Raw genomic sequence first — 23,689 nt, forward strand, 5'->3', positions numbered from 1 at the left:
TTATGTATACCCTTTATCATTGCCCAATTACGTGCTCTACAGCCGTATTAATTACTTTAGAGATTATTGGTGTGGAGCACAATGTTGAGATCATCGATCTATTTCAGAATGAACAATTTAGTGAACAGTTTTTAGCAGTGAACCCACTCGGTAAAGTGCCGGTGTTAAAAACCGATGAGCACATTTTGACGCAAGGTGAAGCGATATTAATCCATTTATCGCAAAAACATCCTGAGGCCAATTTGATCCCAGACTTAGCAACGACTGAGGGCGCTGATGCGCTAAAATGGTTAAACTTTGTGGCGTCAACGGTGCATGGGCATTTTTCACGAGTGTTTCAGCCAGAACGTATTGCCAATGAGCATGAGGTGGTTAAAGCCAATGCCGAAGAGGAATTAGTAAAACTATTCGGATTGATTGAGCAGCAGCTTCAGCAACAGCTATTTTTAGCGGGCTGCTTACCAACATTGGCTGACTATTACCTCGCGGTGATTTTAGGGTGGGATAGAATGTTGAGCTTCGATTTAGTTGAGCGCTTTCCTGAATTAAAAGATTACAAACAACGCTTACAGCAAGCGAAGACCAATTCACCGACATTATTATCACTCTAGCCCTTTTATAGCCAAGCCATCTGTTATATTAAGATGGTTTGGCGTCACATTGGCGCGTCAAAACCTTTCCTTCGAAAAAAATTTCCTACAAGCTGTAATAAATACCACCTGCTATCTACTAACTAGAAAAATACAAAATGGAACGAGGTGAATGGGAAGCGATTTTTATCAGCAATCAATACTGCCTTTTGCGGGGATCATTATCAAAATTTGCCGGGCATACACCCATAGCCAAGAAGATTTTGAAGATTACTACCAAGAGGTGTGCTTGCAAATTTGGCGAAGTAGAGGCAATTTTAATGCTGAGTCTAAATGGTCAACATGGATTTATAAGGTGGCTTTAAATGTTTGTTTGACCCATTTAAAACAGCGTAAAAAAGGCGAGCAGCAGTTTGTGTCTGATGCTTTACCTGATGAAGTACATGACGACGCCAAGGCATTTGGTTCTGATGATATTAACCTACTTTATAACGCCATTAAGCATTTGTCAGAGATAGATAGAGCAGTGATCCTGCTTTATTTAGAAGAGAAATCTTACGCTGAAATTGGCGAAATTATTGGTGCTAACACAAACAGTATTGGCGTACGCATTACGCGTATTAAAGAAAGATTAAACAAGTTTATAAAAGCGCAGGAGTGAACACATGAGTAAGTCTATTGAAGCAATGTGGAAACAAGGTTTTGTGAGTGAGGGTGAGCTATCAGCACCAAAAGTGAACGACTTATATAATAGGAAGTCGCAAAATATCGTAGATAAACTGCAAAATATGTTTGCAGTTAATATTAAAGCCATTGTGATTGGTGCTTTAGTCATGCTGGTGGTGATGAGTTTAATTGGAGCACCTTGGTTAGGCTTGTATATCTGTGTATTGCTAGCACCGCTTGTGCTGATAGCGAGAAAAGAGCTCACTAAATCGCATAACTTATCGAAAGGGCAGAGCAGTTTAGAGTATTTAGAGAGCTTTGATACTTGGCTTAAAAACTCAATGGATACATATTCGAAGTACTACCGATTTTTTTATCCGCTGTTTTATATCGGTATGGTAACACAAGGGCTAGTGAGTAATGCGGGTGGTAAAGTGATGGCTTTGCTTTTGAAGCATTATCCGACAGAGTATGTATTGTTAGATATTCCAGGTTATGTTTGGGCGGTTATCACAGTGCTGTTTTTGTTGGTCGTGCGATATTCAGAAGCTTTGTATCGTTTAGACTTAGACATCATTTACGGTAGACAATTTAAAAAGCTGGAAGAATTAATCACAGATATGCGCGCTTTAAAAGCACAGCAGTAATATGCTCGGCACCTTAAATATTATAAACGAATTTCGCAGCCAGTTGGCTGCGCTTTTCTGTTATAGGGAATGAGAAACTAAGATCCTGTCAACTAACTCTAGTGCGGTGGTGAAGTTACTGAGATCATTACGAACATCGCCATCTTTGCCTGAGTGGTGACCATGACCGATAAGCTGCATTTGCTGTAGTGTACTTGGCTGGTCAAAATCGACGATGGCTTGATAAATAAGCGAGGGTTGCGCAGTATAGCCGTCGCCTGAATATACAGGATCGTCAGGGAATCGGTCACTGCTGTAGTACGTGTTGTAATCGAATGAATGGTTTATCTCAAATCGAATACGGTATTGACCTGTCAGTGAGGTCGGCAGTTGAATTGAGTAAATGAAATTATCTGTCATGGTTGCACCACTAAAGCCGTCGACAACCAGTTTATTATCGGTTGGCAGGTAGAAGCCATTACTGGCTTGCACACCAAGTTGATGTAAAAACACAGGCAGCGATTCAGGGCGCATGCGAGTATCTTTTGATTTTGCATCTTCACCACCGGTTAAGGCCTCTCTACCAATTGCATTTTCGCCGATCAGTAAATGTTCATTGAATACTTGATCAGGATTTACTTTAGAGACTTTATTGGTGAAATTATTAGTGGCGATTTTCTCTGTGACATAGAGCGGCTGAACAAATTCACCGTCTAAGGTTTCTAACCAAAATGCATATTGTGGCCACATAAAGTAAGGGCCTTTTTTCAACTCTAAGGTAATCGTTTGTCCGCTGGCTTCTGCTGGGGTAATTACACGTTCGACATATTTTAGTTCTTTATCTTGGTCAGCTTTATCTGCGGCTTTTAGGGTTTGGCCCCAAGTGTAAACTTGTATTGCAGGTGGCAGAGCGAAAAATGGTGACGCCAACAAATAACCTACCAATAAAACGGCCAGTGGCATGGCAAAACTGACTTTGCCCATATGTTTCTTTAGCGGATTCAAATAAGCAAAGAGGGGTTTTGAATTTTTAAATAAGTGCCATACGACGACTAAAATCATGGCCGCGCCGATTAAAGTATGAATAAGCGCAATGACAGCATCATGTTGCTGACTGTATAACAATACAGAGGTAACCAACATAACAATGAAGGCTAAAAACAATAGGGTGCCGATAAATACTCGGGCATTAAAAAATGACATAGTGACTCCTTTTGAATTACCCCCTTATCGCTTAAGGGGGGTAATAAAAGCCACTAAAGCTTTCTAAAATTATCTAAGGTTATTGATTCTATTGTTAATAATTTAAAGTGTTTAAATATTTGAGCTGCTTTGTTAGCGCTCGACTTGTAGCTATTTGCTTGGCTGTATTTAATGCTGTATTAAACTCATCGCGATTGTTTTGTTTCTTGGCAAGTAAAGCCAGGCTAGCCCAAACACTGCTTTCGCCAACTGGGCAGCGTAAAACTTGATGATGTTTTTTTGCTTCAAGATAATACGTTTTAGCTAATTCGTATTGACCTTTATGCTGGGCAATACGCGCCAACAGATCCTTCGAGTAGGCCATAAATAGCCAATCATTATTGCTCAGAGCTACTTGCAAAGCTTGCTCAACCCTTTGCTTAGCTAGCTCGTCATCTCCCTCAATAATGGCGTGAATGGCACTAAGATAATGCAAGCGGCTTAATTCATTTTTGTCATTGAGTTTTTGAGCGAGTGGAATAGCCAACATAAGGTGTTTTTTTACTGCAGGGTAATCTTTTAACTCAAAGAGTGTATTGATTAAGAGCCGTTGCGCAGTCAGATTCTCAGGATCATGTGCGATAATACTCTCAAGCAAAGGTTTTGCTGCTAGGTGGTTGTCTTCAAGCTTTAGGTCAATGGCAACCCCCAACATCTCATGATTAAAATCGGCATGATAGTTGTTGGCTTGTAGGGAGCTTTCTTCACCTAATTGTTCTGCCACTTTATCGCTAAATTCATCGATCACTGCTTGAATGTTACGACCAAATAGCACGCCTTTTTGTTGAGTATTTTTATAATGCAGAGCATAACTCAGTTGATAATCATGAGGCGAGCCGGACAGTTTTGACGAGACAACTAACTCAGCACCCGAGACGGTAAATATCTGTCTGATATGCTCAGGTTGAACATTATTCAAAGGCGCACCTGCTCGCTCTAACACTTCCAGCACATAATCGGTCTGTAATACACCATGTGCTTCATTATTGGGTAAGCGTTGTATGACTTGGTCCATCAATCCTAAGCGAACCCAGCTATGGTCGTTTCCTTCAATTTGATTTTGCGTCGGCAAAATGACAACAGAGCCTGCCACTGTATTTTGTTTTGGCTGCTCATGATGTTTCAGGGAAAAGTAATACAGGACAAAGACAAAAGCGATTACTAAGCTGCAAACAATCACTGTAATAGTGTGTCGGTTGGTTTTATGTTTTGGTTCAGAGGTTGAAAGCGTAGAGACATTAGGTAACCACACATATCCTTGCTTGGGTATGGTTTTAATAACTTCTTCGTTGGTAAATATCTGTCTTAGTTCATTAATAGATTGAAAAACAACTTGCTCGGCGACAACAGAGTCAGCCCACACAGCTTCAAGAATATGCTGTTTACTGACTGGCCTTCCGGCATTTTCTAGAAGCAACAACAATAATTGGCAAGTCTTCGGACGAATAGCAATTACATCGCCGCCTATGCTTCGCAGAGTTAAAGCGTGAGGATTAATATAATAATCTAAAGTTTGATACTGCAATGTATTGTCCGGTTTGACGTTTTTAGCAAAGATACAGTAAAAGAGTCGTTAAGTTAATCAAGCATCCCGTTGAGGTAGGTACAACTCTGGGTTAATATTTTCTGCTTAATTAAATTAACGACAACAATGATTAGGGATGATTATGCTCAAGCATGCTTTATTTCTTACCTTGATAATAACGCTCTTTGGAGCTTCAGCCTCCGCGCAAACCTCACTTAAAAGTACATTACCAATAGAAGCGCATGCCAGTTTAGCGAATGCTTCTCAGATGAACTTATCGCCAAATGGAAACAAAGTGGCTTTTGTACAAAATGGTAAAGGAACGTTATTTCTAGTGGTTTTTGACTTAACAACGGGCAAAAAGCGCTTTATTACGAAAACTGACAACCTGTCAGTTACTCTGAATTGGTTTGATTGGCTCAATAATGATGTTTTATTGATGGGAATTTCCTCTACAGCGTCTGAAAGAGGAATACGATACAAAGTGTCAAGATTACTAAAGTTTGACTTAAGAACTGATGATGAGGCAAAAAATGTTATTCGCATGGGCCGTAAATCGCATAACTCGCAGTTCCAAGATAATGTCATCAGTATGTTATCTAACGATCCGGAGCATGTTTTATTATCTATTGATTTAGACACTCCAAATAAGCCAAGTGTATATAAATTAAATGTACTTACTGGAAAACGTAAACGTCTTGAAAGACCAAAAAAGCACATTGACGGTTGGATTGCTGATAGGCAAGGTAAAGTGCGTATTATGCGTCAAATTGACGATACGCTTGTTACCTATAGTTTGAAAGATTTAAAGACTAACAAATGGAAAAAGTTATTTGAGTATGAGGTATTTTCTGCCAATAAAGTTACTTTGTTAGGATTTGATAAAAACCCGAATATCTTATATTTCAAAGCCATTCATAAAGATAAAGACGCACTATTTAAAATGGATGTGACAGATCCAGAGCAAACACGTGAACTGGTTTATCATGACGAAAACTATGACGTTGATGGCTCGTTGGTTTATTCAGAAGTAACGAATGAAGTAGTTGGCTTTTCGCATTCAGGTTTTGATGATTTAATTAAGTACTGGGACGAAGATCTTGATAAGCTTCAGCGCTCTATCAATAAGGCCATTCCAGACTCAACTAATGTGATAATAGATACAGATGTGACTGGGCAAGTTTATATTCTATACACCACTTCAAGTGATCACCCTGGTGCGTATTTATTAGGTGACCGAAATAAAAGCTCACTAGAATATATCATTTCAAAGTACCCTTTAATTGAAGGAGAACTTTATAATGGCAAGAATAATGTTGAATATATCGCACGGGATAAAACAAAAATTGAAGGCTATTTAACGTTTCCTGCAGACTATCAGAAAGGCAAAGCTTACCCTGCCATTATATTGCCCCATGGAGGGCCAATGGCAAGAGACTATGCGGGCTTTGACTATTGGTCAGAATTTTTCTCACACCATGGTTACTTAGTTTTTCAGCCAAACTTTAGAGGCTCATCGGGTTATGGTTTTAGCTTTGAAAGTGCTGCAATCGGTGGTTGGGGTGAAGCAATGCAAGATGACCTGCAAGATGCTGCGAGCTGGTTAGTAGCGCAAGGCTATACAAAGAAAGATAAAATGTGTATTGCTGGTGGTAGTTATGGCGGTTATGCATCATTAATGGCTTTGGTAAAACATCCGGATACCTTTCAGTGTGCAGCAAGTTTTGCTGGGGTCGCAGATTTAAATTTTATCTATTATCAAGCTCGGAACTTCACGAATAAAGACATCGTTCGTAAGCAGATAGGCACTGACAGAGACCAATTAGAGCAGGTTTCTCCAATTAATTTTGCTGAAAAGTTTACCAAACCCGTTTTATTGATTCATGGTTCGAAGGATAGTGTTGTTTCTGTAAGACACAGTCGTGAGATGGCAGAAGAACTTGAAGATGCAAATAAAGATGTGAAATATATTGAGCTTGAAGATGGAAGTCACTACTTAGTTCATCAACCATACCGAGTAAAAACTTTACAAGAAATGTTAGTTTTCTTTAATAAACACCTAATGTAACCCTAAATATCTCGAAGAAAAACCAGTATTGCTTTGGGTCTGATACTGGTTTTTTTGATTTTTTAAAGCTGTAGTAAAATCGAAGTTTGTGCTTTCTTTGGCATTTTCTCGACTACTAGCATAAACGAATTATCAATCATGCGCTCTATTTCGCCTTGTGGAATAGAGCTATCGAGTATAATTGTGTTCCAAAGTCGTTTATTCATGTGATAGCCGGGGATCACGGCATCGAAAATATCCCTCAAAATATGTGCTTCATCGGGATCACACTTAAGATTCATCCACCAATGTGGGGTTTTATCAGTGCCTTTGCCCATTTTTCCCAGCGCCAAAGTCGCGAACATTTTTCCTTTCACTTTATAAACATCGACTCCCTCACCAAAAGGTTGGCTAACGGTCGTTTCGGGCTTAGAGATTAAATATTCATGTGCTTGAAGGTGATCCATCGTCTAGTGTTTACCCTTTAATAGTATTAAATCAAAACTCAGTTCGTTTAGACATTAATTTGACATAACTGGTTGTAGGTTAATAGATAATAATAAGGGTCTTATCGCAAAATTGCTGAGTATTGGATAAGAATCAATTACATTACTGCTAATAATTATCATTTGAGGTTTGCTATGCGTTTTGTGCAGTTGTCGGTGCTTTGGTTTGTAACCATAGTGGCAGTCGGTTTTTATAGCGACTCAGTAAAAGCTGAGTCTATTGAAGTAGATGTGGTTTATCCTGAGCGGGCAGTTGATGCTGGGTTAACATTAACGGGATCGATCAGTGCAGTACATAATGCACAATTAGCGAGTCAGCAATCGGGTGTTGTGGCTAATATTCTAGTTGAAGCGGGTGATGTGGTCACACAAGGTCAGCTGTTACTTTCTTTAGACGATACCTTAGTGCAGTTGCAATTTGAACAAGCCAGTTCAGAGCTGAATATAGCTCAGGTGGCATTGCAAGAAGCGCAGCGTTTACATCAAGAATTAACAGCACTGTCAAAGCGTCAATTAGTCGCACAAACTTTATTGGCAGAGCGCAAAGCAAATATTACTAAAGCTGATGCAGAATTAAAAAATGCGAAGGCGAAGCTCGCACTTCAGCAAGAGCTTTTAAATCGTCACCATATTAAAGCGCCATTTGCAGGCGTGGTGACAGATCGTATGGTTGATGTAGGGGAGTGGATAGGTACTCAAAACCATGTATTTAATCTCATCTCAAGTGATAAGTTGCGTGTAGAGCTCGCTGTTCCTCAGAAGTATTATTCTCATTTATCACAAGCGATCCCGATTTATGCAAAGATCCAAAGTCAAAACAAAGCAGAAGGTATCATAAATAGTCAGGTTGAGCGCGTAGTTGCATCAGTCGATACTGTAAATCGGACATTCAAGGTATTTGTGTCATTACCAAAGCATAATACTTTTGTGGTGGGCAGCTCAGCACAAGTGACCATTCAATTACCAGCCATTGAAAATACGCAGGTGTGGTTACCTAAATCTGCGTTAAAGCGTCACCCTGATGGTGGCTATAGCATTTTTGCAGTGAATAACAATACAGCAGAGCGCGTATTTGTTGAGGTTACGCAGCAGCAAGCAGAGCGAGTAGCAGTCAAAGGGGCATCAGTCTCGCAGCAATACATCAAATCAGGCGTTGAGTTACTGCAAAACGGTGTAAAAGTATCTGTGAAAAACAGTTCAGGTAACGCGTTATGATTGAAGGAGCTGTCAAACGCGGCGTACTTGTCACCGTGATCGTATTAATCAGTTGTATTTTAGGCTTGGTTGGCGCGTTAAATATACCCGTGCAGATGATCCCTGATTTAGAAGTACGCACTATCACTGTGCAAACAGGGTGGGCGGGCGCAACGCCTCAAGATGTTGAAAAAGAAATATTAATTGAACAAGAGCGTTATTTAAGAAGTCTACCAAACTTAAAACGCATGGTGTCTTATGCGCGAATGGGTAGTGCTGAAATTGAACTAGAATTTCCGTTTGGCGTTGATGCCAATGATGCGCTTATTCGGGTAAATAATGCTTTAAGTCAGGTGCCCAGTTACCCCGAAAATGTCGATCAGCCAAGATTATTTTCGAGTTCTTTCTCGGGCAATGCGTTTATGTACTTTGTACTTAAACCATTGCCAGGGAACCCGCTCAATCTGGATGTCGATTTATTAAGAGATTTTGCAGAAGACTTTATTCGGCCGCGAATGGAAAGCGTGTCAGGTGTATCTGAAGTGAGAGTGGGCGGTGGTGCGCAAAGACAAATTCAAATTAAGGTTGATGCAGAGCAACTTGCGCATCGTGGAATTAGTCTTAGTGAATTACGAAATGCGATTAGAAATCGTAATCGAGATGCCTCAGCAGGTGACATTGAAAGTGGCACTAGCCGATACTTATTGCGTGTTGTCGGGCGTTTTGAGCAGTTGACCGAACTTGAAAACTTGATAATTCGCAGTGAGAACAACGCCAATATTTACCTCAAAGATGTGGCAACAGTGACTTTAGATCACTTTGAAACTCGCAGTCTGTCTTACAATGTGGGTGAGCGTACATTGAGTCTGTCGGTACGCCGAGAAAGTGGTTCCAATGTTTTGGCGATTAAAGACGACATGTTGCCGATTGTTGAAGAATTAAATCAGCAGTTACTTAAACAAAACGGTTTGAGCCTGACGCTCATGAGTGATGACGTGCAGTATGTCCGAAGCTCCCTTGAAAACGTATGGTTTAACCTTATTCTCGGTGGCTTGCTGGCAACTTTAGTCATGTATTTCTTCTTACGTTCAGGACGCGCTACCTTAATTGGTGTGTTGGGTATTCCGATTTGTACCATTGCCGCGTTTTTAGCCTTAATGAGTTTTGGTCGCACCATTAATGTGATTTCTTTAGCGGGGGTGGCCTTTGCGATTGGCATGACGGTTGATAACACCATCGTAGTGCTTGAATCGATATTTCAAGCCAAAAAACAAGGTAAAGGAAAGCGCCAAGCCGCCATTAGCGGTGTGAAAGAAGTTTGGCCAGCTGTACTGGCTTCTACTGCGACAACCGTACTGGTATTTGCGCCAATCTTATTTGTGCAACAAGAAGCTGGGCAGCTGTATTCAGATATTGCCATTGCGATTTGTGGCGCAATTATCGCCTCTATGCTAGTGGCCATTTTTGTGGTTCCTGTTGCATTGGCGCGTTTAGATAAGCAAGAAATCGCCGGTGAAACTGTTAAACAAAGCAAGGCTTACGGTCAAGTTTGGCTGAAATGTGCGAGATTCTTTACTCAATCAAAACAGCGATCACGAATTGCCTCAGTGTCCTTTATTGTGGTCATTTTAGGTGCTGCTTATACCTTGATGCCAGCAGCCGAATACCTTCCTGAAGGGGAAGAGCCAAAAGCCTTTTCTATGATGATTGCCCCGCCTAATTACAACTTATCTGAAATGGAACGCATTGGCAGTGAACTAAGAACCTATTTTGCTGATTATGTAAAAGCAGATGGTGCCGCTTTCGCCAATGGTGAGACTGATATGCCACCGCTTGCTTACTATTCGATGTCGGTATCAATTGGTCGTATTTGGTTTTTAAGTGCGCCAGTCGATCCTGCTCATATCAATGAGATGATGGATGCCATCACCACTAAGTTTAGAAGTTATGAAGGTATGCGAGCGTTTTCGGCGCGCGGTTCGATAATTTCTAGTAATGATGGTGGTACTCGTGCCGTCGCGGTTGACATTGCAGGTAATGACATTGAAGACTTGTATCGCGCAGCAGAAGCTGTCTATGAGCAAGCAAATCAAGTGTTTGATAACCCACAGATCAATTCTAACCCAGGCTCGTTAACCCTTGATCAACCTTTAATAGAAATACAGCCTCGTTGGCATCGTTTGGCGGAACTTGGGATCAGTAGCCGAGATTTCGGTTATGCCGTAGCAGCCATGAGTGATGGGGCGTTTGTGGATGAGTTTATTTTAAACGACGACAAAGTGGATATCTTTTTATTCAGCGGCGCAGGTGCTAAACAAACTCTAGAGCAACTTGAAAGTATGCCAATTGTGACGCCACAAGATGAAGTCTTGCCATTGAATGCTCTGGCTGATTTGGTTGAGAGCAAAAACAGTAATTCAGTAAGGCGTGTAGATGGCAATCGAACGGTGACGGTTTACATTATTCCGCCTAGAGATGTGGCATTAGAAGTAGCAGAAGAGAAGGTGCGCACCGAGCTACTGCCAACACTTTGGCAGCAGGGCAAAATTGCGCAAGGCATTAAAGTGAGTATTAGCGGTGCAGCCGATCAGCTCGAAGCAACCAAAGCATCTTTATCGGGCAACTTTATGATCGCATTGGTGCTGAGCTATTTACTCTTAGTGGCTATTTTCACCCATTGGCGTTATCCGCTATTCATTTTAGCGACTGTGCCGCTAGGTATGGCGGGTGGTTTACTGGGTCTTGTGATGGTGAATGGCTTAAACTCAGGGCTTGCGAGTTTAGGTATGCAAACCTTCCATCAACCGTTTGATATGATCACCATGTTAGGCTTTTTAATCTTGCTTGGCACCGTGGTGAACAACCCGATTTTAATTGTCGACCAAACCCGTCGTTTTATTGTCGATAATGGCCTACCTGTGGTTGATGCGGTAAGAAAAGCAGTCGAAAAGCGCATTAAGCCCATCTTAATGTCTACGGCGACCACTATCTTTGGCTTAGCGCCTTTGGTGTTGATCCCGGGTGAAGGTACTGAGCTATATCGTGGTGTGGGTATCATTGTATTAAGCGGTATTTTGGTGTCGACCTTACTCAGCATTAGTTTTTTACCAGCATTTTTAGTCGCTATACTTGATAACAAGAGTAAAGACAAACAAGAAAGTTAATAGACATATATAGAAAAGTTAGAAAACGCCCGGGTTTTTAAGATTCGGGCGTTTTTTGTTTCTATATCTTTGACAAATCTTTACAACTTAGCTGTGCCATTTTTGGCGCTAAGCGATATGATGGTACTAGGTATATCTAATTTGTAAGGGAAAACATGCGAATTCAATCTATTGATGTTTTACGGGGCATTGCCATATTAGGCATATTGCTTATGAATATTTACTTTCATGGCATTATGAGTATGGGCTATGTGCCTTTTGACATCACACCTCAAAGCGATATTTGGGTCGATACCTTCAATGCTATTTTTGCTGATGGACGCTTTAGAACGCTGTTCTGTATCTTATTTGGTGCTGGTTTAGCCATTCAAATGAAAAGCTGCGAAAAGAAAGGGTTTAATTATCAAGACTTCTTAAAATCTCGCCTTAATTGGTTGATTATTTTCGGTATCATTCACGGCGTATTTATTTTTGGTGGTGACATTTTATTTCTGTATGCAGTGTGTGCATTGTTTATCATTAAAAAGCTCACATTACCTACCCGTGAGCTGTTTCGTAAAGCTAAGAAGTGGTTGATTATCGGGACCGTTATAAATGTACTATTTAGTATATTGGCCTCTTTAGCCGCAGGTTTAGGTTTAGAGCCTGAGATGGTGCGTGGTTCTGAGGCGTTCTTGGAAGAATATAACAGCTGGATGGGTAATTATGGTTATCAAGTGACAATACAAGCCATATTTGCAGCATTCTTAGTGATTAGCTCTCCATTATGGGTGTTTTGGCAAGTCGCTGGTTTAATGCTTTTGGGAGTTTATTTCTATCGCAGCGGCTTTTTCAAACGAGGTTTAACAGCAAGCCAATTTAAAACCATTGCATTGGTTGCAGCTGTTTTAACTGGTTTAGATATTTTTATGCGTTTGAGCTACTTTAGTGTAGGCAGTGAAATGAGCTCTTTGATGGCAAGCATCTCAGCTATTTTTATGTCAACTCTTTATATTCATGGTGTGATCTACTTACTTAAAAACAACCACCGTTGGATAGCTGTCTTCAAAGCGCCAGGGCGTATGGCGTTTACGCTTTACATTATGCAATCGGTCGTTTTAGCAATTCTACTTCGTTGGGTTTTCCCTGAGGTTCACTTAACTGCGTCGATGACCGATTATTTAGCAATGGCTGTGGGAATGATACTTTTCCAGCTTGCTTTTGCTAATTGGTATCTTCGTCAATTTAAGCAAGGCCCGCTTGAAGCCTTGTGGCGAAAAGTCTATTTGGCAAGCTTCGCAAAGAAGCAGGCTAAACGAGCGGAGGCATTAGTATAGTAAGGTAGAGCGTATTAGAGCAGGCTATCAGTTTCGTTAAAAGTAACACTGGCCTGCTCATTTTTTATTCTTTGTATACGCTTCAAATCATCTCTATTGCAATTTTTTCAAAAAAGATCTTATTTAAAAATAGATAGATATCATATGTTCCTTTTTTAGCCTGTTTTATTTATTTCAAATGTATATATTATACAATTTTTAACAGGTTATTATCCTTTGTCATTATGCTGTCATTTAATTCTGCTACTTCGATGAGTCGAAAGCTCGTTATTGCTATTTTTATCACTATATTTGCGATCTTTTTGCTTGTTACGATTGCGCTTGCTAATTATTTAGCTGAACAAAGAAGTGCACAGGTGCAGTCTCAAATTAATACGCAAATGCAGGCCAGTGCTGAGCAAATAGAGCAATTCTTTGAAAACAAAATCACCGCACTGCACACTTTATTTCGCGCGCCCAGTAATCTTGCTGCAATCAAAGCAAGGCAAATGCAAGGAGAGCTAGACAGTAATGTAGTTCATTTAAACGCGGCATTGACAGCGCAGTCTTCGGCAGACAAAGAGGTGTTATCGATTTTCTTTGGCTCTACATTCACTGGCGAATATATGTTTGAAAAAGGCATATACACTAAAGACGGTTATTCGGTATTTGGTCGCCCTTGGTGGGAAGATATAAAGCGTACTCAAAACACCGTGATCTCAGAAGTATTATTACATCCTGAATTTAAACAGAATTATGCGGCAATCAATTTTCCTGTATTGCATCAGGGGGAGTTTTTAGGCGTCGGCGGGGCGGATATTTTACTGCCGAGCATTAGTCAATTTATTGATAAGCTTAACTTTCAAGGTGAAGGGGTTGCGCTATTAGCCGATGCTGAAGGGCGCTTGATCCATTTCTCTGGGGAGCATAACTTTAAACTGAGTCAATCTATAGCGGAATTTGACAACAGCACACTTAATTCTGGCTTTAGAAATCTTTTCAATACCCGTTTAGATACTTTGCAGACGCTTATTTATAACGATACAGCTTATTATGCCGCGACTTTAAAAGTACAAAGTGACGCGTTTGAATTAGGTTGGCACCTGGCATTATTGGTACCAAAGCAAGTGGTGAATGAACCTGTTAATCAAGCGGTTTATCAGTTAATTGCTCTGTCAGTTTTACTGATGGTGATATTAAGTGTGTTAGTTGGCGTGATCACCAAAAAACTGTGTCAGCCTTTGACTTTAGTACAACTTGCTTTAGAGCAAATAGCGGCAGGCAACGGTGACTTAACCAAGCGTATTGAAGTGAAAGGGCAAGATGAAACGGCTCGAGTCGGTTTGGCGGTGAATCAAATCATTGCACATTTACAAGAGATGGTGCAGCAAATTGTGGTCTCGACTCAAGAGTTAGATGCGGCTATTAACTATGTTGATGGCTTAACGCAAGAGTCAGACAAAATGAATCGTACTATGTTGCAGAGCATGCAAACTACAGCCAGCGCAGTGAGTGAACTCGCTACATCAGCACAAAGTATTCAGTCGCAAGCTAATAATGCCCAGCAGGCAGTTAGTGCTGCCAATGAAATGGCTGCACAAGGGCAGTTGATGATCAAAGGTAATCAACAAGAGCTGGCTGTTGTTGCTGAACAATTCTCGCAAGCCAATAGTGTGATGAGTCAATTGAGAGACGAGTCAGATAATATCAGTGAAGTGCTAAACGTGATTAAATCGGTGGCAGAGCAAACTAATTTACTGGCATTAAACGCTGCTATTGAGGCCGCTAGGGCGGGCGAAAATGGTCGTGGTTTTGCCGTGGTTGCTGATGAGGTAAGACAATTGGCTGCGCGCAGTGAGTCATCGACCAATCAAATTCAAGCTATTATTGAACAATTGCAAACTAGCTCAGAAACCGCATCGACTATGATGCAGCATGCTACCGAGCAGTTGCAGGCTTTTGAGTCACACTCAGATAAATTGAACGCTGCTTTTGCTGATATATCCCAGCAAGTGGGTTTATGTGTTAGCGCTAATGGTGAGATCACTGAACAGGTGAGTGCTCAGGCGCAAACCAGTGTAGAGCTCGATCAGGTGTTACATTCATTAGAGCAAACCGTAGAGCAACAAATTAAGGGCAGTACTGAAATAGCGAGCTGTCAAACTCAGCTCGCAAATTCGAGTAAAGGTCTATACACCCTTGTAGGCAGTTTTAAAGTGCAGTAACTACTTGCACCAAGCCACTCATTTTATGATCTAAAGTGAGTGGCTGTAGATGTTAGTCACGTATTTCTCCATTGCAATGTCTGGATTGGCTAATTCACTGAAACCGAATTGCTGATACAGACTATGAGCGTCTTTGGTGGCTAACGTAAAACGTCTTAACCCTTGTAACTCAGGGTGTGTCATCACAGTATCAATCAGCTTCTTACCTAACCCTTGGCCGCGATAGGGCTCAAGTACAAACACATCTAATAAATTGGCAAAGGTAGCGTGATCAGTGACTACACGGCAAAAAGCCAATAAATGTTTGCCATCGACTAGCGCAAAACACATAGAATGATCGATCGCCTTTTTTAGTCGCGTTTCGTCTATGCCTTTACTCCAATAGCTACGCTCTGACAAAAAACTAAAGACTTCTTTAAATTGTAATGGGGTCAATTGGTGAACTAATTGCATCATCGCCTCCTATGCAATAAAGATTAGGGGTAAACAGCTAAGTAATAAAACCGCCATGATCAGGTTAAATCGCTTTAGACTCTGAGGTGATTGTAAGTACTTGCTAATGTACTTACCTGTCGTCACCCAAAATAATGCACAGCAGATCCCGACAATATTAAAAATGATTAAGCCCATAATGGCTGAGTGCCAATACAAGTCGCCAGGTAAGGTCAGTGCACTACATACTGAGATGATCATGGTGAGTGATTTAGGATTAACGATTTGAAATAGTGCCGCTTGTTTAATACTCATCGGCTCGGCAAGCAGCGAATCATGTTTTTTAAGCGTGCTGGTGCGGGCTATTTTTATCGCAAGATAAACGATATACAGTGATGCAACTACTTGCAAAGTAGCATGAAGTACCGGCAAGGCTAAGAACAAGCTCCCTAGACCAAATAGCATAATGATATGGATTGCGGTCATGCCGACGCGAATGCCAATGACATGATTAAGTGAGCGCTTAACACCAAAGTTAGCGCCAGAATAAGTCAGTAAGATATTGTTAGGCCCAGGCGTAAAAGCTGCGGCGAAACAAAATAAAATAAGGGCAGGTATTAAAGTAAGCAGTTCGGCATTCATAGTAAAACACTCCTGAAATTGTATTGATACAATTAATTGTTTTGTATTTGCCTTATTAATTGTCATAATGCATAAAAAGCAGCAATGATTTTATTGTTATGAATACAATTTGGCAGCCAGATCTAAATAGGTTTAATACATTTTCACAAACTCACCCCAAGTACCGCGCTTTGGCAGAGTTAATCGAGCAGGCGATTGCTGAAGAAGCACTGGTCTTTGGTGAGAAATTACCGCCACAACGACAACTCGCTGATTTACTATCGATCACCCATGGTACGGTGACACGAGCCTATGCTTTGTTAGAGCAAAGAGCGGTGGTGACTGCTCGTCTTGGCGCGGGCACTTTTGTTGCGGTCAAAGAGCAGGTCAGTGAGTTTGCCTCTGAAACAGATTTTGCTTCGAGCATGCAACCCATGATGGGACAGCAGCAAGTGCTGGCTAAAGCCATGCAATCTCTGGCCAATGAGCCTGTAGAGTTAGAACAGCTAATGACTTATAAACTCAACGGTTTGCCACATCACCAACGCTTTTTTAAAAGTTGGTTACAGCAAAAAGGACTTGAATGTGAGCAACATGAGGTGATTTTTTGCCAAGGGGCGCAGCAGGGTATTTACGCAAGTTTAGCGTCGGTGTGTCAGCCCAACGAATATGTGGTGCATGAAAACCTTTGTTATCCCGGCTTTTATCACGCCTGTGACGCACTTAATTTAAATACCTTGGGTATTGCTGTAAAAGAGGATGGCTTAGATTTAGAAACACTCGAGCAAGCGTGTAAAACTCACTCGGTGAAAGCCATTTACATTACCCCAAACTGCCAAAACCCCACCAATGTGCGCTATAGCGATGAGAAGTTACAGCAACTGTTAGCACTGAGTCGTCGCTACAACTTTTTTATTTTAGAAGATGATGTGAATTACTGCTTGCCAGGTAATTGGCGTTTACCACTTTGGCAGCAAGCACCTGATAGAGTGTTTTATATTGCGAGTTTTTCTAAGTATTTTGCAGGCGGCTTGCGAGCCGGCTATGTGCTCGCGCCGGTACTGTGGCAGCAAACCTTATTAAAACAAATTCACAGCCAGTGTTGGGCGGTGTCTATGATGAACTTCGAGCTTTTGATGCGCTCGCTAAAAAGCAAAGAGTTTGCTTATAACCAAGATAAACTGGCTGATGAAATTCGCTATCGTATCGCTGCGCTCAAAGCCATTTTCGAGAAACATCATATGACGGCGGTATTTGCTGGGCTCAATGTATTTATTCCATTGGCAAGTGAATTGAATATGCATGCTTTGGCGGGGCAATTAAAAGCCAACAAAGTCGAAGTGCGTACATTAGACGTGTTTGAAAACCCTAAACAGCCATCAGATAATACTTTAAATGGTTTACGCTTTACCCTTGGTGGGCCAAGTAGTCGTGCTGAATTCGATTTGGGCGTCAAACGTGTTGATGAGGTGTTTGAACAGCTGAAACGTCCGTCAAATATTGTAATTTAAGAGAATTTAGAAACGATAAATGAGCAAAAACAAAGATTTTTGCTCATTTGAATGATTAACAGGTTAAGTGTTTTTAACCGCAGCAACCACTGAGACTTCAACAAGTAACTCAGGACGTGCCATTGCAGCTTCAACACATGCGCGAGCAGGAGCATGGCCTTCAGGTACCCATGCATCCCACACTTCATTCATTTCGGCGAAATATTGCATGTCTTTAATGTATACCGTAGCACTTAACATATGTTCGCGATCAGAACCCGCTTCTAGAAGTAAGGCATCAACCTTGTCTAGCATGGTTTGCGTTTGCTCTTTAATGCCTTGCGTGGCATCTGCACAGACTTGGCCGCAAAGATAAACAGTATTGTTATGAACCACAATACGGCTCATTCGTTGTTTTGTGTGCTTGCGCTCAATTGTCATGACGATTCTCTTTTAACGATTATTTTGATGCTGTAAGTGTACAAACTATTGCATTAAAAAGCAGTCTATACGGCCAAAAAACTTTAGTTAATCTGAGTTCAGGTTAAATTTTTCAACTGCTGTACGAAGACTAATAAGCTAACTCCTTCAATCACATCAAACTTCATAAATGCCATGAGCGAATGTATAAACACTAGGTTACGCATGTACGGCTGTTGTTTTTCTAGTAAAGACTTTGCAACGGCAAGGGCTTGCTCAGCGCCTTGCTGATGATAAGTATTCATTATGGTGACGGCGTGTTCTTCTGCGGTGATCTCACGTGCTTTTGGCGTGTATCCTAACTGCTTAATCGTAGCTTCTGCCATGGTCCATACAGACCAGGGGTTTTGCCCAGTAATTAAGTTGCCATCGACTTCAACATTATCAAGGTACATGGCTCCTTCACTGAATTTTGCGCCTTGCTCGGTCAGTGTGTCTTGTAGCAATTGCCCAAAGACTTCTGGCGCATTTGGAATGAGCAATAGCTCTTCATCGTTGGTAAAAGCGGTGATGGCTTTATTGGCAACGATATAGTCGCCTTTGGCGTTCTTAGCACCGATCAGGGCTGCAGGTCCATGACAAACTGCGGCAATGGCCTTGTTATTATTGTAAAAATGCTCAACAAGACGAGTGATATCAGGGTTATCAACAAAGTCGAACATGGTGCCTTTACCACCGACAAAATACACTGCTTGATATTCATCTGGGTTTACTTCACTTAGCTTAAAGGTTTGTTCAAGCTTTTTGCTTGCCGCTGCATCGTTTAAAAACGCATAGTCGTATTGGTTCATATCGTCGCCATCAAGCACTTGTGGTGGCTTGCCACCTCGTGGGCTGGCGATATCGACACTAAAGCCATTGGCTTCAAACACATAGTATGCACGCGATAACTCAGTCAATTCATATCCAACGGCTTTACCTGTATTACCTAGTTCACTATGACTGGTAACCACCGCTAATATTTTGCCTCTGTGTTCAGGCACATTTTCTGTAATGTAGGGGAGATCTGCCCTTTGAGTATTTTTGAAATCATGCTTAAAAGCGTCTCTGTCTATTAGGTTGTACGCCCAGTAACCGGCTGCTACAAGAACTAAAACCACAGCCAATAAACTTAAAAGTATTTTCTTAACCATATCAATTGCTCCTTTAATGAGATGTAATGAGCTTAAAGGCTTAGGTGTGAAAACGATGTGAAAGTGAATTTCACATTACCTTCACGGTGTGACATGGCATACTCGAAGTATCGCATTAGGTTAAAAAGAATAAGAATGGATTGGGTATGACATCTGCATTATCAATTTTAGTGGTCGAAGATGAAACTGATATTGCTGCCAACATAGGGGATTACTTGATGGCACAAGGTCATGAAGTTGATTTTGCTTATAGTGGCACGCAAGGGCTTGAATTGGCACTTAATAGCTATTTTGATGTCATCGTATTAGATGTCATGTTACCCGGTATCGATGGCTTGCAGGTTTGTCAGCAGTTAAGGACACAAAGTACCCGTCATATTCCCATTATAATGCTGACAGCACGCGATACGCTAGATGATAAGCTCAGTGGTTTTAAACAAGGTGCTGACGATTATCTGACAAAACCCTTCGCACTGGCAGAGCTCTTGGTGCGCATTGAAGCGTTATCAATACGCCATCGGGTTGCGACAGATCATGTCCTCGAAATTGGCGAGCTGAAAATTAACCGCCAGACTCAAGCCGTTGAACGAGCGCAAAGTGTCATCCCCTTATCGAACTTACATTATCAAATCTTGCTGGCCATTGCAGAGTCTCACCCTAAACCTTTAAGTCGTAGCGACTTGATGACTAAGGTATGGGGGGCAGAGCCGCCAGAGTCAGACGCGCTTCGCTCGCATATTTATCAAATTCGTAAGCAACTCGATAAGCCGTTTACTTATGATATGTTGGCGACTTTGCACGGTGTTGGCTTCGCTTTTAAAGTAGAAAATTGTTGAAGGTAGAAAGTTAATGTTTCGCACCATAAAGAGCCGTTTTGTTGCCTATTTTGGGTTGTTTACCCTGATCAACTCAGGCCTGTTTGTTGGTATGAGTTTTATTTTTATGTTCACGGTAGAAGATGAATTTATCCACCGCGAAGTTATGGAAGAGCGGCACCGGTTAGAGCAAAGCTACGAGGCAACAGGCCAGTACAGTTCACCCAGCAAAAGTTATTTTAGGGTTTATAACAACCAAGAAATATTGCCTGAAAAGATCCAGCGCTCTCTTGAACAGTACCCAAAAGACAAAGAGATCTTTGGCGATAATGGCCTGCACTATCATATTGAGCGATTAAAGTTTAATGATGCTTTATTGGTATCAGAAGTGAGTAAGTTATTGGTTGTGAGAGGCTTTACGCAGCCAGCGCTTATTGTATTAGGTATTATGGCGGCAATCATGCTGTTGTTGAGTGCATTATTGGCATACTTCTTCTCAAAACGTGCTTTAAAACCACTAACCGAGCTTAGCGAGTTACTGAATTCATGTGACCCAGAGCACCTTCCAAAAGGTTTTGCTGCACCATTTGCAAATAACGAACTCGGTGCGTTTGCTATCAGCTTAGAGCAGGCTCTTAATGAAGTGTCTGAGTTTGTAGAGCGAGAGCTTCAGTTTACCCGAGATGCCAGTCATGAGCTGAGAACCCCGATCACCAGTATTTTAGGTGCTTGCGAGCTGTTGCAGGCAGACAAGCAACTAACAACCCAACAGCGGGGCGTATTTATGCGTATTCACCATGCAGCCGAGAATATGCAAAAGACAGTAGAGAGCCTATTACTGGTTGCACGGGGCGAAACACAGCTCACTAAACAGCCGGTACTTATTGAGCCGTTCATTGAGCAAAGTATTTTAAACTACGCTGAGCAAATCAGCGCAAAGCAACTCGAAATTGAGTGTGAGATAGAATCAGGCTCAGTGTTAAATGCAGATTCACAAAGCTTGCAGATCATCATCGAAAATCTGGTGCAAAATGCAGTGCGTTATACCGAGCAAGGCGGGATAAAAATTCGTGCTCGAAACGGTGTGTTTGAAATAAAAGACACTGGTTGTGGCTTTGATTTTCAACACGCTAAGCAACAAGGTGTAAAAGCGAAGAACAGCAGCGGCTTTGGCATTGGTTTGTCTTTGGTTGAGCGCTTATGTGGGGTGAATGGCTTGAGCTTAGCTGTTGACTCTTCTGCTAAGGGCAGTTGTATTATTTTAAAAAGTAGATAGTACCATTAAAAAAGCCGCGATTTACGCGGCTTAAATATCAGAATCAAAAAGCTAATTAGTCGATGTAAAGTTTCTTCTCAACTGTTTTGTATTCTCTTTCACCATTTGCGTCGATGAAATACTCGATCTCTACAGTTACGCTATTTTCGTTGGCAGGAGTATTATCTTCCATAGATGAGATGTAATTATAATTCGAATCATACATCTCTAAACAAGTACTTGAGTAGGTGCCATTTTTCTGAGCGCTAGAACGGATTGGATATGAACCTGAAACACTCTCATTGTCTGCTAGTTGATAAAAATTTTGTGCCGAATGGCTGTTAAACCAAGAATTGTTAATCTTTGTTTCAACGCCATTTACAACCGCTTTCTTAGGAGTCACGTCGTAGAACCTAACGCCGAACTTAGATGGAACTAAGATACATACTTGACCGCGAACATCGCTGTTGCTACCAGCAGCTACATTTGCAGTATTTTTACTTATAATTAACTCACCCTCTTTACGGTAGTTTAAGTTATCAGCAACAAACGCATTGTCACTGAATGCTTCGGTGTTTTCGATAGTTACCGTATTAGAGTAGTTAATCTCTTCTAACTCATCAGTCTTCTTGTTAACGATTTTTTCTATATTGAAGCGATAGCTATACCCTTCTTCTAATTTTGCATTTGGCTTTAAAGTTAATGCTGTGTCATTGAAGCTCAGAATGCTGCTTGACTCAACTTCAACATTCTTATATTCAAAGTAAGTTGTACCTGGCTCGATTGAATCATCCTTAGATGCATTTCCAGGAGTAGCGATTAGTGCATTTTCTTTTTCTACTGTGACTACCGTTTCTTCATTGATAGCAATAGGGGCATTAAAGAAGTAAGTGAATGCTTGCTCTTGATTTAGCTCTTCAGTTCTCGTTACAACTTGAAGAGAAAGATTCTGTTCTGTATTTTCCTCAAGTACAACGACAACGCTAAGTACATTGTTTTCAACAGCAATGTTATGGTCACGCCAGCTGTTTAAAGCGCCTTCAACTTGATAAGATTCTGTTTGCTCATTGTAGTTACGAACAGTTAGACTTCTTGACTTATACTGAGTGTCATTGATTTTGAACTCTGGTATATAAACTCTTAGTGAACCAAGATAGTTAGCATCAACAGAGTGAGTTTTTAATGTGTCATCATAGGTAAAGTCAGATGAACCAAAATCATTGTTCGTTGCAAAGACATGCTCAGGCTTTATCGCTTCACCATTTGCATTGATAAAATTAAGCACTAGCTCAAACTCTTCAGCCTTTTGCTTATCTAAATAAAACAATTGGTTATTTTCTAACTGATTGCTGTACCTAGCATCAAAAGAAGTTACGTCATTCGTGCCATCGTTATCTAGATCACGGTCTTGCTGTAAAAATAGGGTAATGCCTTTAGGCACCACTAGCTCATACATACCTGTTTCAGAATTGAGAGTTGCCTTTGATAAGTTGTCTCCAGCAACTTGTTTAAGGGCATTTAAAGCGTTGCTATCTGCATCTAGATCAGCTTCTAGGTGCAGATCTGTGAAAGGTAAGTTGGTTTTTTCATCTAAAACAGTGAACTCAATAGTCTTTGGCAGACCTACTTCAAAAGCGACTAGATTTTGGACAAATTTATCTGTTTTATATGGTGTTCTGAAGAAAAAATGACGCTTAACAATCGCATTTGACGCACTGCTTACCTTTGCAATAAAGTCAGTGTTTGCTGGAAGTTCAGATACTTCAAACGAACCGTCTGCAGCTATAGAAACAGCATCGTGCCATTGGCCGTTGTGGTAAAAAGTAACAGATAAATCACTAGGAAGTGTATCTCCTTCAGTTGCAAGCTCTACTGAGCCTACTAGTGTGATAGCAGTTTTCCATGCTTCAGCTTGTTGTTTTGTGTAGTCTAGCTGATTTTGTAAGATTTGATTTTGCTGCTCTAGCTGCTGTACTAGTGCATCATTATTGTTGTTATTGTTATCTTCAACTTCAAGACAACCAGACAGTGCGAAACATGCTGCGATACCTAACGCAACTTTAGAATAATTAAACATTGTTATTTTCCTTTTATTAACAATAGCCTCTGTATTTAGAGGGCGGCTATTTAAGCACTTTTTTGAAATAAAAACAGGAGTGTATTTACAATTATTTACTTTTTTTATTGGCAATAAATGAAATTTTGGCTACCAAATTAACTTTGGCTTAATTGATGAATTTGACTTAGGGCTGGTTATAAAGGGTTGGTTTATTTTTTTAGGCTAGTTCTTTTGGGTTTATTTATTGTAATGATGTGTAAATGAGAAAGAAATTTAATGGTTTTTTCTTATCAGTTTTATACATTGCTTAGTCTAGACTAATAC

The 23,689-nt window shown here is 40.9% G+C and carries 19 protein-coding genes; 11 read left to right on the forward strand and 8 right to left on the reverse strand.

The window, feature by feature from the left end; all coding sequences use genetic code 11:
• Positions 1-2 precede the first annotated feature (2 nt).
• The 3 genes from ACXAC4_RS03745 (at position 3) to ACXAC4_RS03755 (ending at position 1,903) form a co-directional block, all read left to right on the forward strand.
• Complete coding sequence (locus ACXAC4_RS03745) at positions 3-611, forward strand: glutathione S-transferase family protein (RefSeq protein ID WP_475159141.1); 609 nt, start codon at positions 3-5, stop codon at positions 609-611.
• Between the two features lie 151 nt (positions 612-762).
• On the forward strand, positions 763-1,251 hold the full coding sequence (locus ACXAC4_RS03750) for an RNA polymerase sigma factor (protein ID WP_475159142.1): 489 nt from the start codon (positions 763-765) through the stop codon (positions 1,249-1,251).
• Positions 1,252-1,255: 4 nt separating this feature from the next.
• Positions 1,256-1,903 carry a hypothetical protein gene (locus ACXAC4_RS03755; RefSeq protein WP_475159144.1) on the forward strand — a complete coding sequence of 216 codons (648 nt, stop codon included), beginning with the start codon at positions 1,256-1,258 and terminating at the stop codon, positions 1,901-1,903.
• Between the two features lie 60 nt (positions 1,904-1,963).
• Here ACXAC4_RS03755 and ACXAC4_RS03760 read toward each other — a convergent pair whose 3' ends face one another.
• Positions 1,964-3,085 (reverse strand): DUF4405 domain-containing protein, encoded by a 1,122-nt coding sequence (locus tag ACXAC4_RS03760; protein WP_475159145.1) that lies wholly within the window; start codon positions 3,083-3,085, stop codon positions 1,964-1,966.
• Between the two features lie 94 nt (positions 3,086-3,179).
• Positions 3,180-4,649, reverse strand: coding sequence for a winged helix-turn-helix domain-containing protein (locus ACXAC4_RS03765; protein WP_475159146.1), 1,470 nt, complete (start codon positions 4,647-4,649; stop codon positions 3,180-3,182).
• Between the two features lie 142 nt (positions 4,650-4,791).
• Here ACXAC4_RS03765 and ACXAC4_RS03770 point away from each other — a divergent pair, with 142 nt between their 5' ends.
• On the forward strand, positions 4,792-6,717 hold the full coding sequence (locus ACXAC4_RS03770) for an alpha/beta hydrolase family protein (RefSeq protein WP_475159149.1): 1,926 nt from the start codon (positions 4,792-4,794) through the stop codon (positions 6,715-6,717).
• Positions 6,718-6,779: 62 nt separating this feature from the next.
• Here ACXAC4_RS03770 and ACXAC4_RS03775 read toward each other — a convergent pair whose 3' ends face one another.
• Positions 6,780-7,163: an MmcQ/YjbR family DNA-binding protein gene (locus ACXAC4_RS03775; RefSeq protein WP_475159150.1), complete on the reverse strand. Its 384-nt coding sequence runs from the start codon at positions 7,161-7,163 to the stop codon at positions 6,780-6,782.
• Between the two features lie 174 nt (positions 7,164-7,337).
• Between ACXAC4_RS03775 and ACXAC4_RS03780 the strand changes: the two genes are divergently transcribed.
• The 4 genes from ACXAC4_RS03780 to ACXAC4_RS03795 all read left to right on the forward strand — a co-directional run bounded on the left by ACXAC4_RS03780 (position 7,338) and on the right by ACXAC4_RS03795 (position 15,080).
• Positions 7,338-8,417, forward strand: a complete 1,080-nt coding sequence (locus ACXAC4_RS03780) for an efflux RND transporter periplasmic adaptor subunit (protein WP_475159151.1) — start codon at positions 7,338-7,340, stop codon at positions 8,415-8,417.
• The gene (locus ACXAC4_RS03785; RefSeq protein ID WP_475159153.1) at positions 8,414-11,560 is read left to right on the forward strand and encodes an efflux RND transporter permease subunit; all 3,147 of its coding nucleotides are present in this window, start codon (positions 8,414-8,416) and stop codon (positions 11,558-11,560) included. Before ACXAC4_RS03780 ends, ACXAC4_RS03785 begins: the two co-directional genes overlap by 4 nt.
• A 155-nt stretch (positions 11,561-11,715) precedes the next feature.
• Positions 11,716-12,876 carry a DUF418 domain-containing protein gene (locus ACXAC4_RS03790; protein WP_475159155.1) on the forward strand — a complete coding sequence of 387 codons (1,161 nt, stop codon included), beginning with the start codon at positions 11,716-11,718 and terminating at the stop codon, positions 12,874-12,876.
• 251 nt (positions 12,877-13,127) lie between these two features.
• Positions 13,128-15,080 carry a methyl-accepting chemotaxis protein gene (locus tag ACXAC4_RS03795; protein ID WP_475159157.1) on the forward strand — a complete coding sequence of 651 codons (1,953 nt, stop codon included), beginning with the start codon at positions 13,128-13,130 and terminating at the stop codon, positions 15,078-15,080.
• 30 nt (positions 15,081-15,110) lie between these two features.
• Here the strand turns inward: ACXAC4_RS03795 and ACXAC4_RS03800 are convergent, their stop codons facing one another.
• Both ACXAC4_RS03800 and ACXAC4_RS03805 read right to left on the reverse strand, forming a co-directional pair.
• Positions 15,111-15,536, reverse strand: a complete 426-nt coding sequence (locus tag ACXAC4_RS03800; protein ID WP_475159159.1) for a GNAT family N-acetyltransferase — start codon at positions 15,534-15,536, stop codon at positions 15,111-15,113.
• Between the two features lie 6 nt (positions 15,537-15,542).
• Positions 15,543-16,154 carry a LysE family translocator gene (locus tag ACXAC4_RS03805; RefSeq protein ID WP_475159161.1) on the reverse strand — a complete coding sequence of 204 codons (612 nt, stop codon included), beginning with the start codon at positions 16,152-16,154 and terminating at the stop codon, positions 15,543-15,545.
• Between the two features lie 98 nt (positions 16,155-16,252).
• On the opposite strand from ACXAC4_RS03805, the gene ACXAC4_RS03810 reads away from it, so the two are divergent.
• Positions 16,253-17,644 (forward strand): aminotransferase-like domain-containing protein, encoded by a 1,392-nt coding sequence (locus ACXAC4_RS03810; RefSeq protein ID WP_475159163.1) that lies wholly within the window; start codon positions 16,253-16,255, stop codon positions 17,642-17,644.
• A 63-nt stretch (positions 17,645-17,707) separates the two neighbouring features.
• Here ACXAC4_RS03810 and ACXAC4_RS03815 read toward each other — a convergent pair whose 3' ends face one another.
• Entirely contained in the window at positions 17,708-18,064 is a 357-nt protein-coding gene (locus tag ACXAC4_RS03815; RefSeq protein ID WP_138483704.1) for a RidA family protein, read from the reverse strand.
• 98 nt (positions 18,065-18,162) lie between these two features.
• Entirely contained in the window at positions 18,163-19,236 is a 1,074-nt protein-coding gene (locus ACXAC4_RS03820) for a type 1 glutamine amidotransferase domain-containing protein (protein WP_475159164.1), read from the reverse strand.
• A 146-nt stretch (positions 19,237-19,382) separates the two neighbouring features.
• Between ACXAC4_RS03820 and ACXAC4_RS03825 the strand changes: the two genes are divergently transcribed.
• On the forward strand, positions 19,383-20,072 hold the full coding sequence (locus tag ACXAC4_RS03825; RefSeq protein ID WP_475159165.1) for a response regulator transcription factor: 690 nt from the start codon (positions 19,383-19,385) through the stop codon (positions 20,070-20,072).
• Between the two features lie 13 nt (positions 20,073-20,085).
• Positions 20,086-21,327 carry a sensor histidine kinase gene (locus ACXAC4_RS03830; RefSeq protein ID WP_475159166.1) on the forward strand — a complete coding sequence of 414 codons (1,242 nt, stop codon included), beginning with the start codon at positions 20,086-20,088 and terminating at the stop codon, positions 21,325-21,327.
• 55 nt (positions 21,328-21,382) lie between these two features.
• On the opposite strand, the gene ACXAC4_RS03835 is transcribed toward ACXAC4_RS03830, so the two are convergent.
• Positions 21,383-23,383, reverse strand: coding sequence for a hypothetical protein (locus ACXAC4_RS03835; RefSeq protein WP_475159168.1), 2,001 nt, complete (start codon positions 23,381-23,383; stop codon positions 21,383-21,385).
• Positions 23,384-23,689 lie beyond the last annotated feature (306 nt).

Source organism: Pseudoalteromonas sp. AWM4_233, from assembly GCF_056158285.1.

Excerpts from the sequence above, each read along its gene's own strand:
- ACXAC4_RS03745 (WP_475159141.1), top strand. The coding sequence starts at position 3 with ATGTATACCCTTTATCATTGCCCAATTACGTGCTCTACAGCCGTATTA.
- ACXAC4_RS03750 (WP_475159142.1), top strand. The coding sequence starts at position 763 with ATGGGAAGCGATTTTTATCAGCAATCAATACTGCCTTTTGCGGGGATC.
- ACXAC4_RS03755 (WP_475159144.1), top strand. The coding sequence starts at position 1,256 with ATGAGTAAGTCTATTGAAGCAATGTGGAAACAAGGTTTTGTGAGTGAG.
- ACXAC4_RS03760 (WP_475159145.1), bottom strand. The coding sequence starts at position 3,085 with ATGTCATTTTTTAATGCCCGAGTATTTATCGGCACCCTATTGTTTTTA.
- ACXAC4_RS03770 (WP_475159149.1), top strand. The coding sequence starts at position 4,792 with ATGCTCAAGCATGCTTTATTTCTTACCTTGATAATAACGCTCTTTGGA.
- ACXAC4_RS03775 (WP_475159150.1), bottom strand. The coding sequence starts at position 7,163 with ATGGATCACCTTCAAGCACATGAATATTTAATCTCTAAGCCCGAAACG.
- ACXAC4_RS03780 (WP_475159151.1), top strand. The coding sequence starts at position 7,338 with ATGCGTTTTGTGCAGTTGTCGGTGCTTTGGTTTGTAACCATAGTGGCA.
- ACXAC4_RS03785 (WP_475159153.1), top strand. The coding sequence starts at position 8,414 with ATGATTGAAGGAGCTGTCAAACGCGGCGTACTTGTCACCGTGATCGTA.
- ACXAC4_RS03790 (WP_475159155.1), top strand. The coding sequence starts at position 11,716 with ATGCGAATTCAATCTATTGATGTTTTACGGGGCATTGCCATATTAGGC.
- ACXAC4_RS03795 (WP_475159157.1), top strand. The coding sequence starts at position 13,128 with ATGAGTCGAAAGCTCGTTATTGCTATTTTTATCACTATATTTGCGATC.
- ACXAC4_RS03800 (WP_475159159.1), bottom strand. The coding sequence starts at position 15,536 with ATGATGCAATTAGTTCACCAATTGACCCCATTACAATTTAAAGAAGTC.
- ACXAC4_RS03805 (WP_475159161.1), bottom strand. The coding sequence starts at position 16,154 with ATGAATGCCGAACTGCTTACTTTAATACCTGCCCTTATTTTATTTTGT.
- ACXAC4_RS03810 (WP_475159163.1), top strand. The coding sequence starts at position 16,253 with ATGAATACAATTTGGCAGCCAGATCTAAATAGGTTTAATACATTTTCA.
- ACXAC4_RS03815 (WP_138483704.1), bottom strand. The coding sequence starts at position 18,064 with ATGACAATTGAGCGCAAGCACACAAAACAACGAATGAGCCGTATTGTG.
- ACXAC4_RS03820 (WP_475159164.1), bottom strand. The coding sequence starts at position 19,236 with ATGGTTAAGAAAATACTTTTAAGTTTATTGGCTGTGGTTTTAGTTCTT.
- ACXAC4_RS03825 (WP_475159165.1), top strand. The coding sequence starts at position 19,383 with ATGACATCTGCATTATCAATTTTAGTGGTCGAAGATGAAACTGATATT.
- ACXAC4_RS03830 (WP_475159166.1), top strand. The coding sequence starts at position 20,086 with ATGTTTCGCACCATAAAGAGCCGTTTTGTTGCCTATTTTGGGTTGTTT.
- ACXAC4_RS03835 (WP_475159168.1), bottom strand. The coding sequence starts at position 23,383 with ATGTTTAATTATTCTAAAGTTGCGTTAGGTATCGCAGCATGTTTCGCA.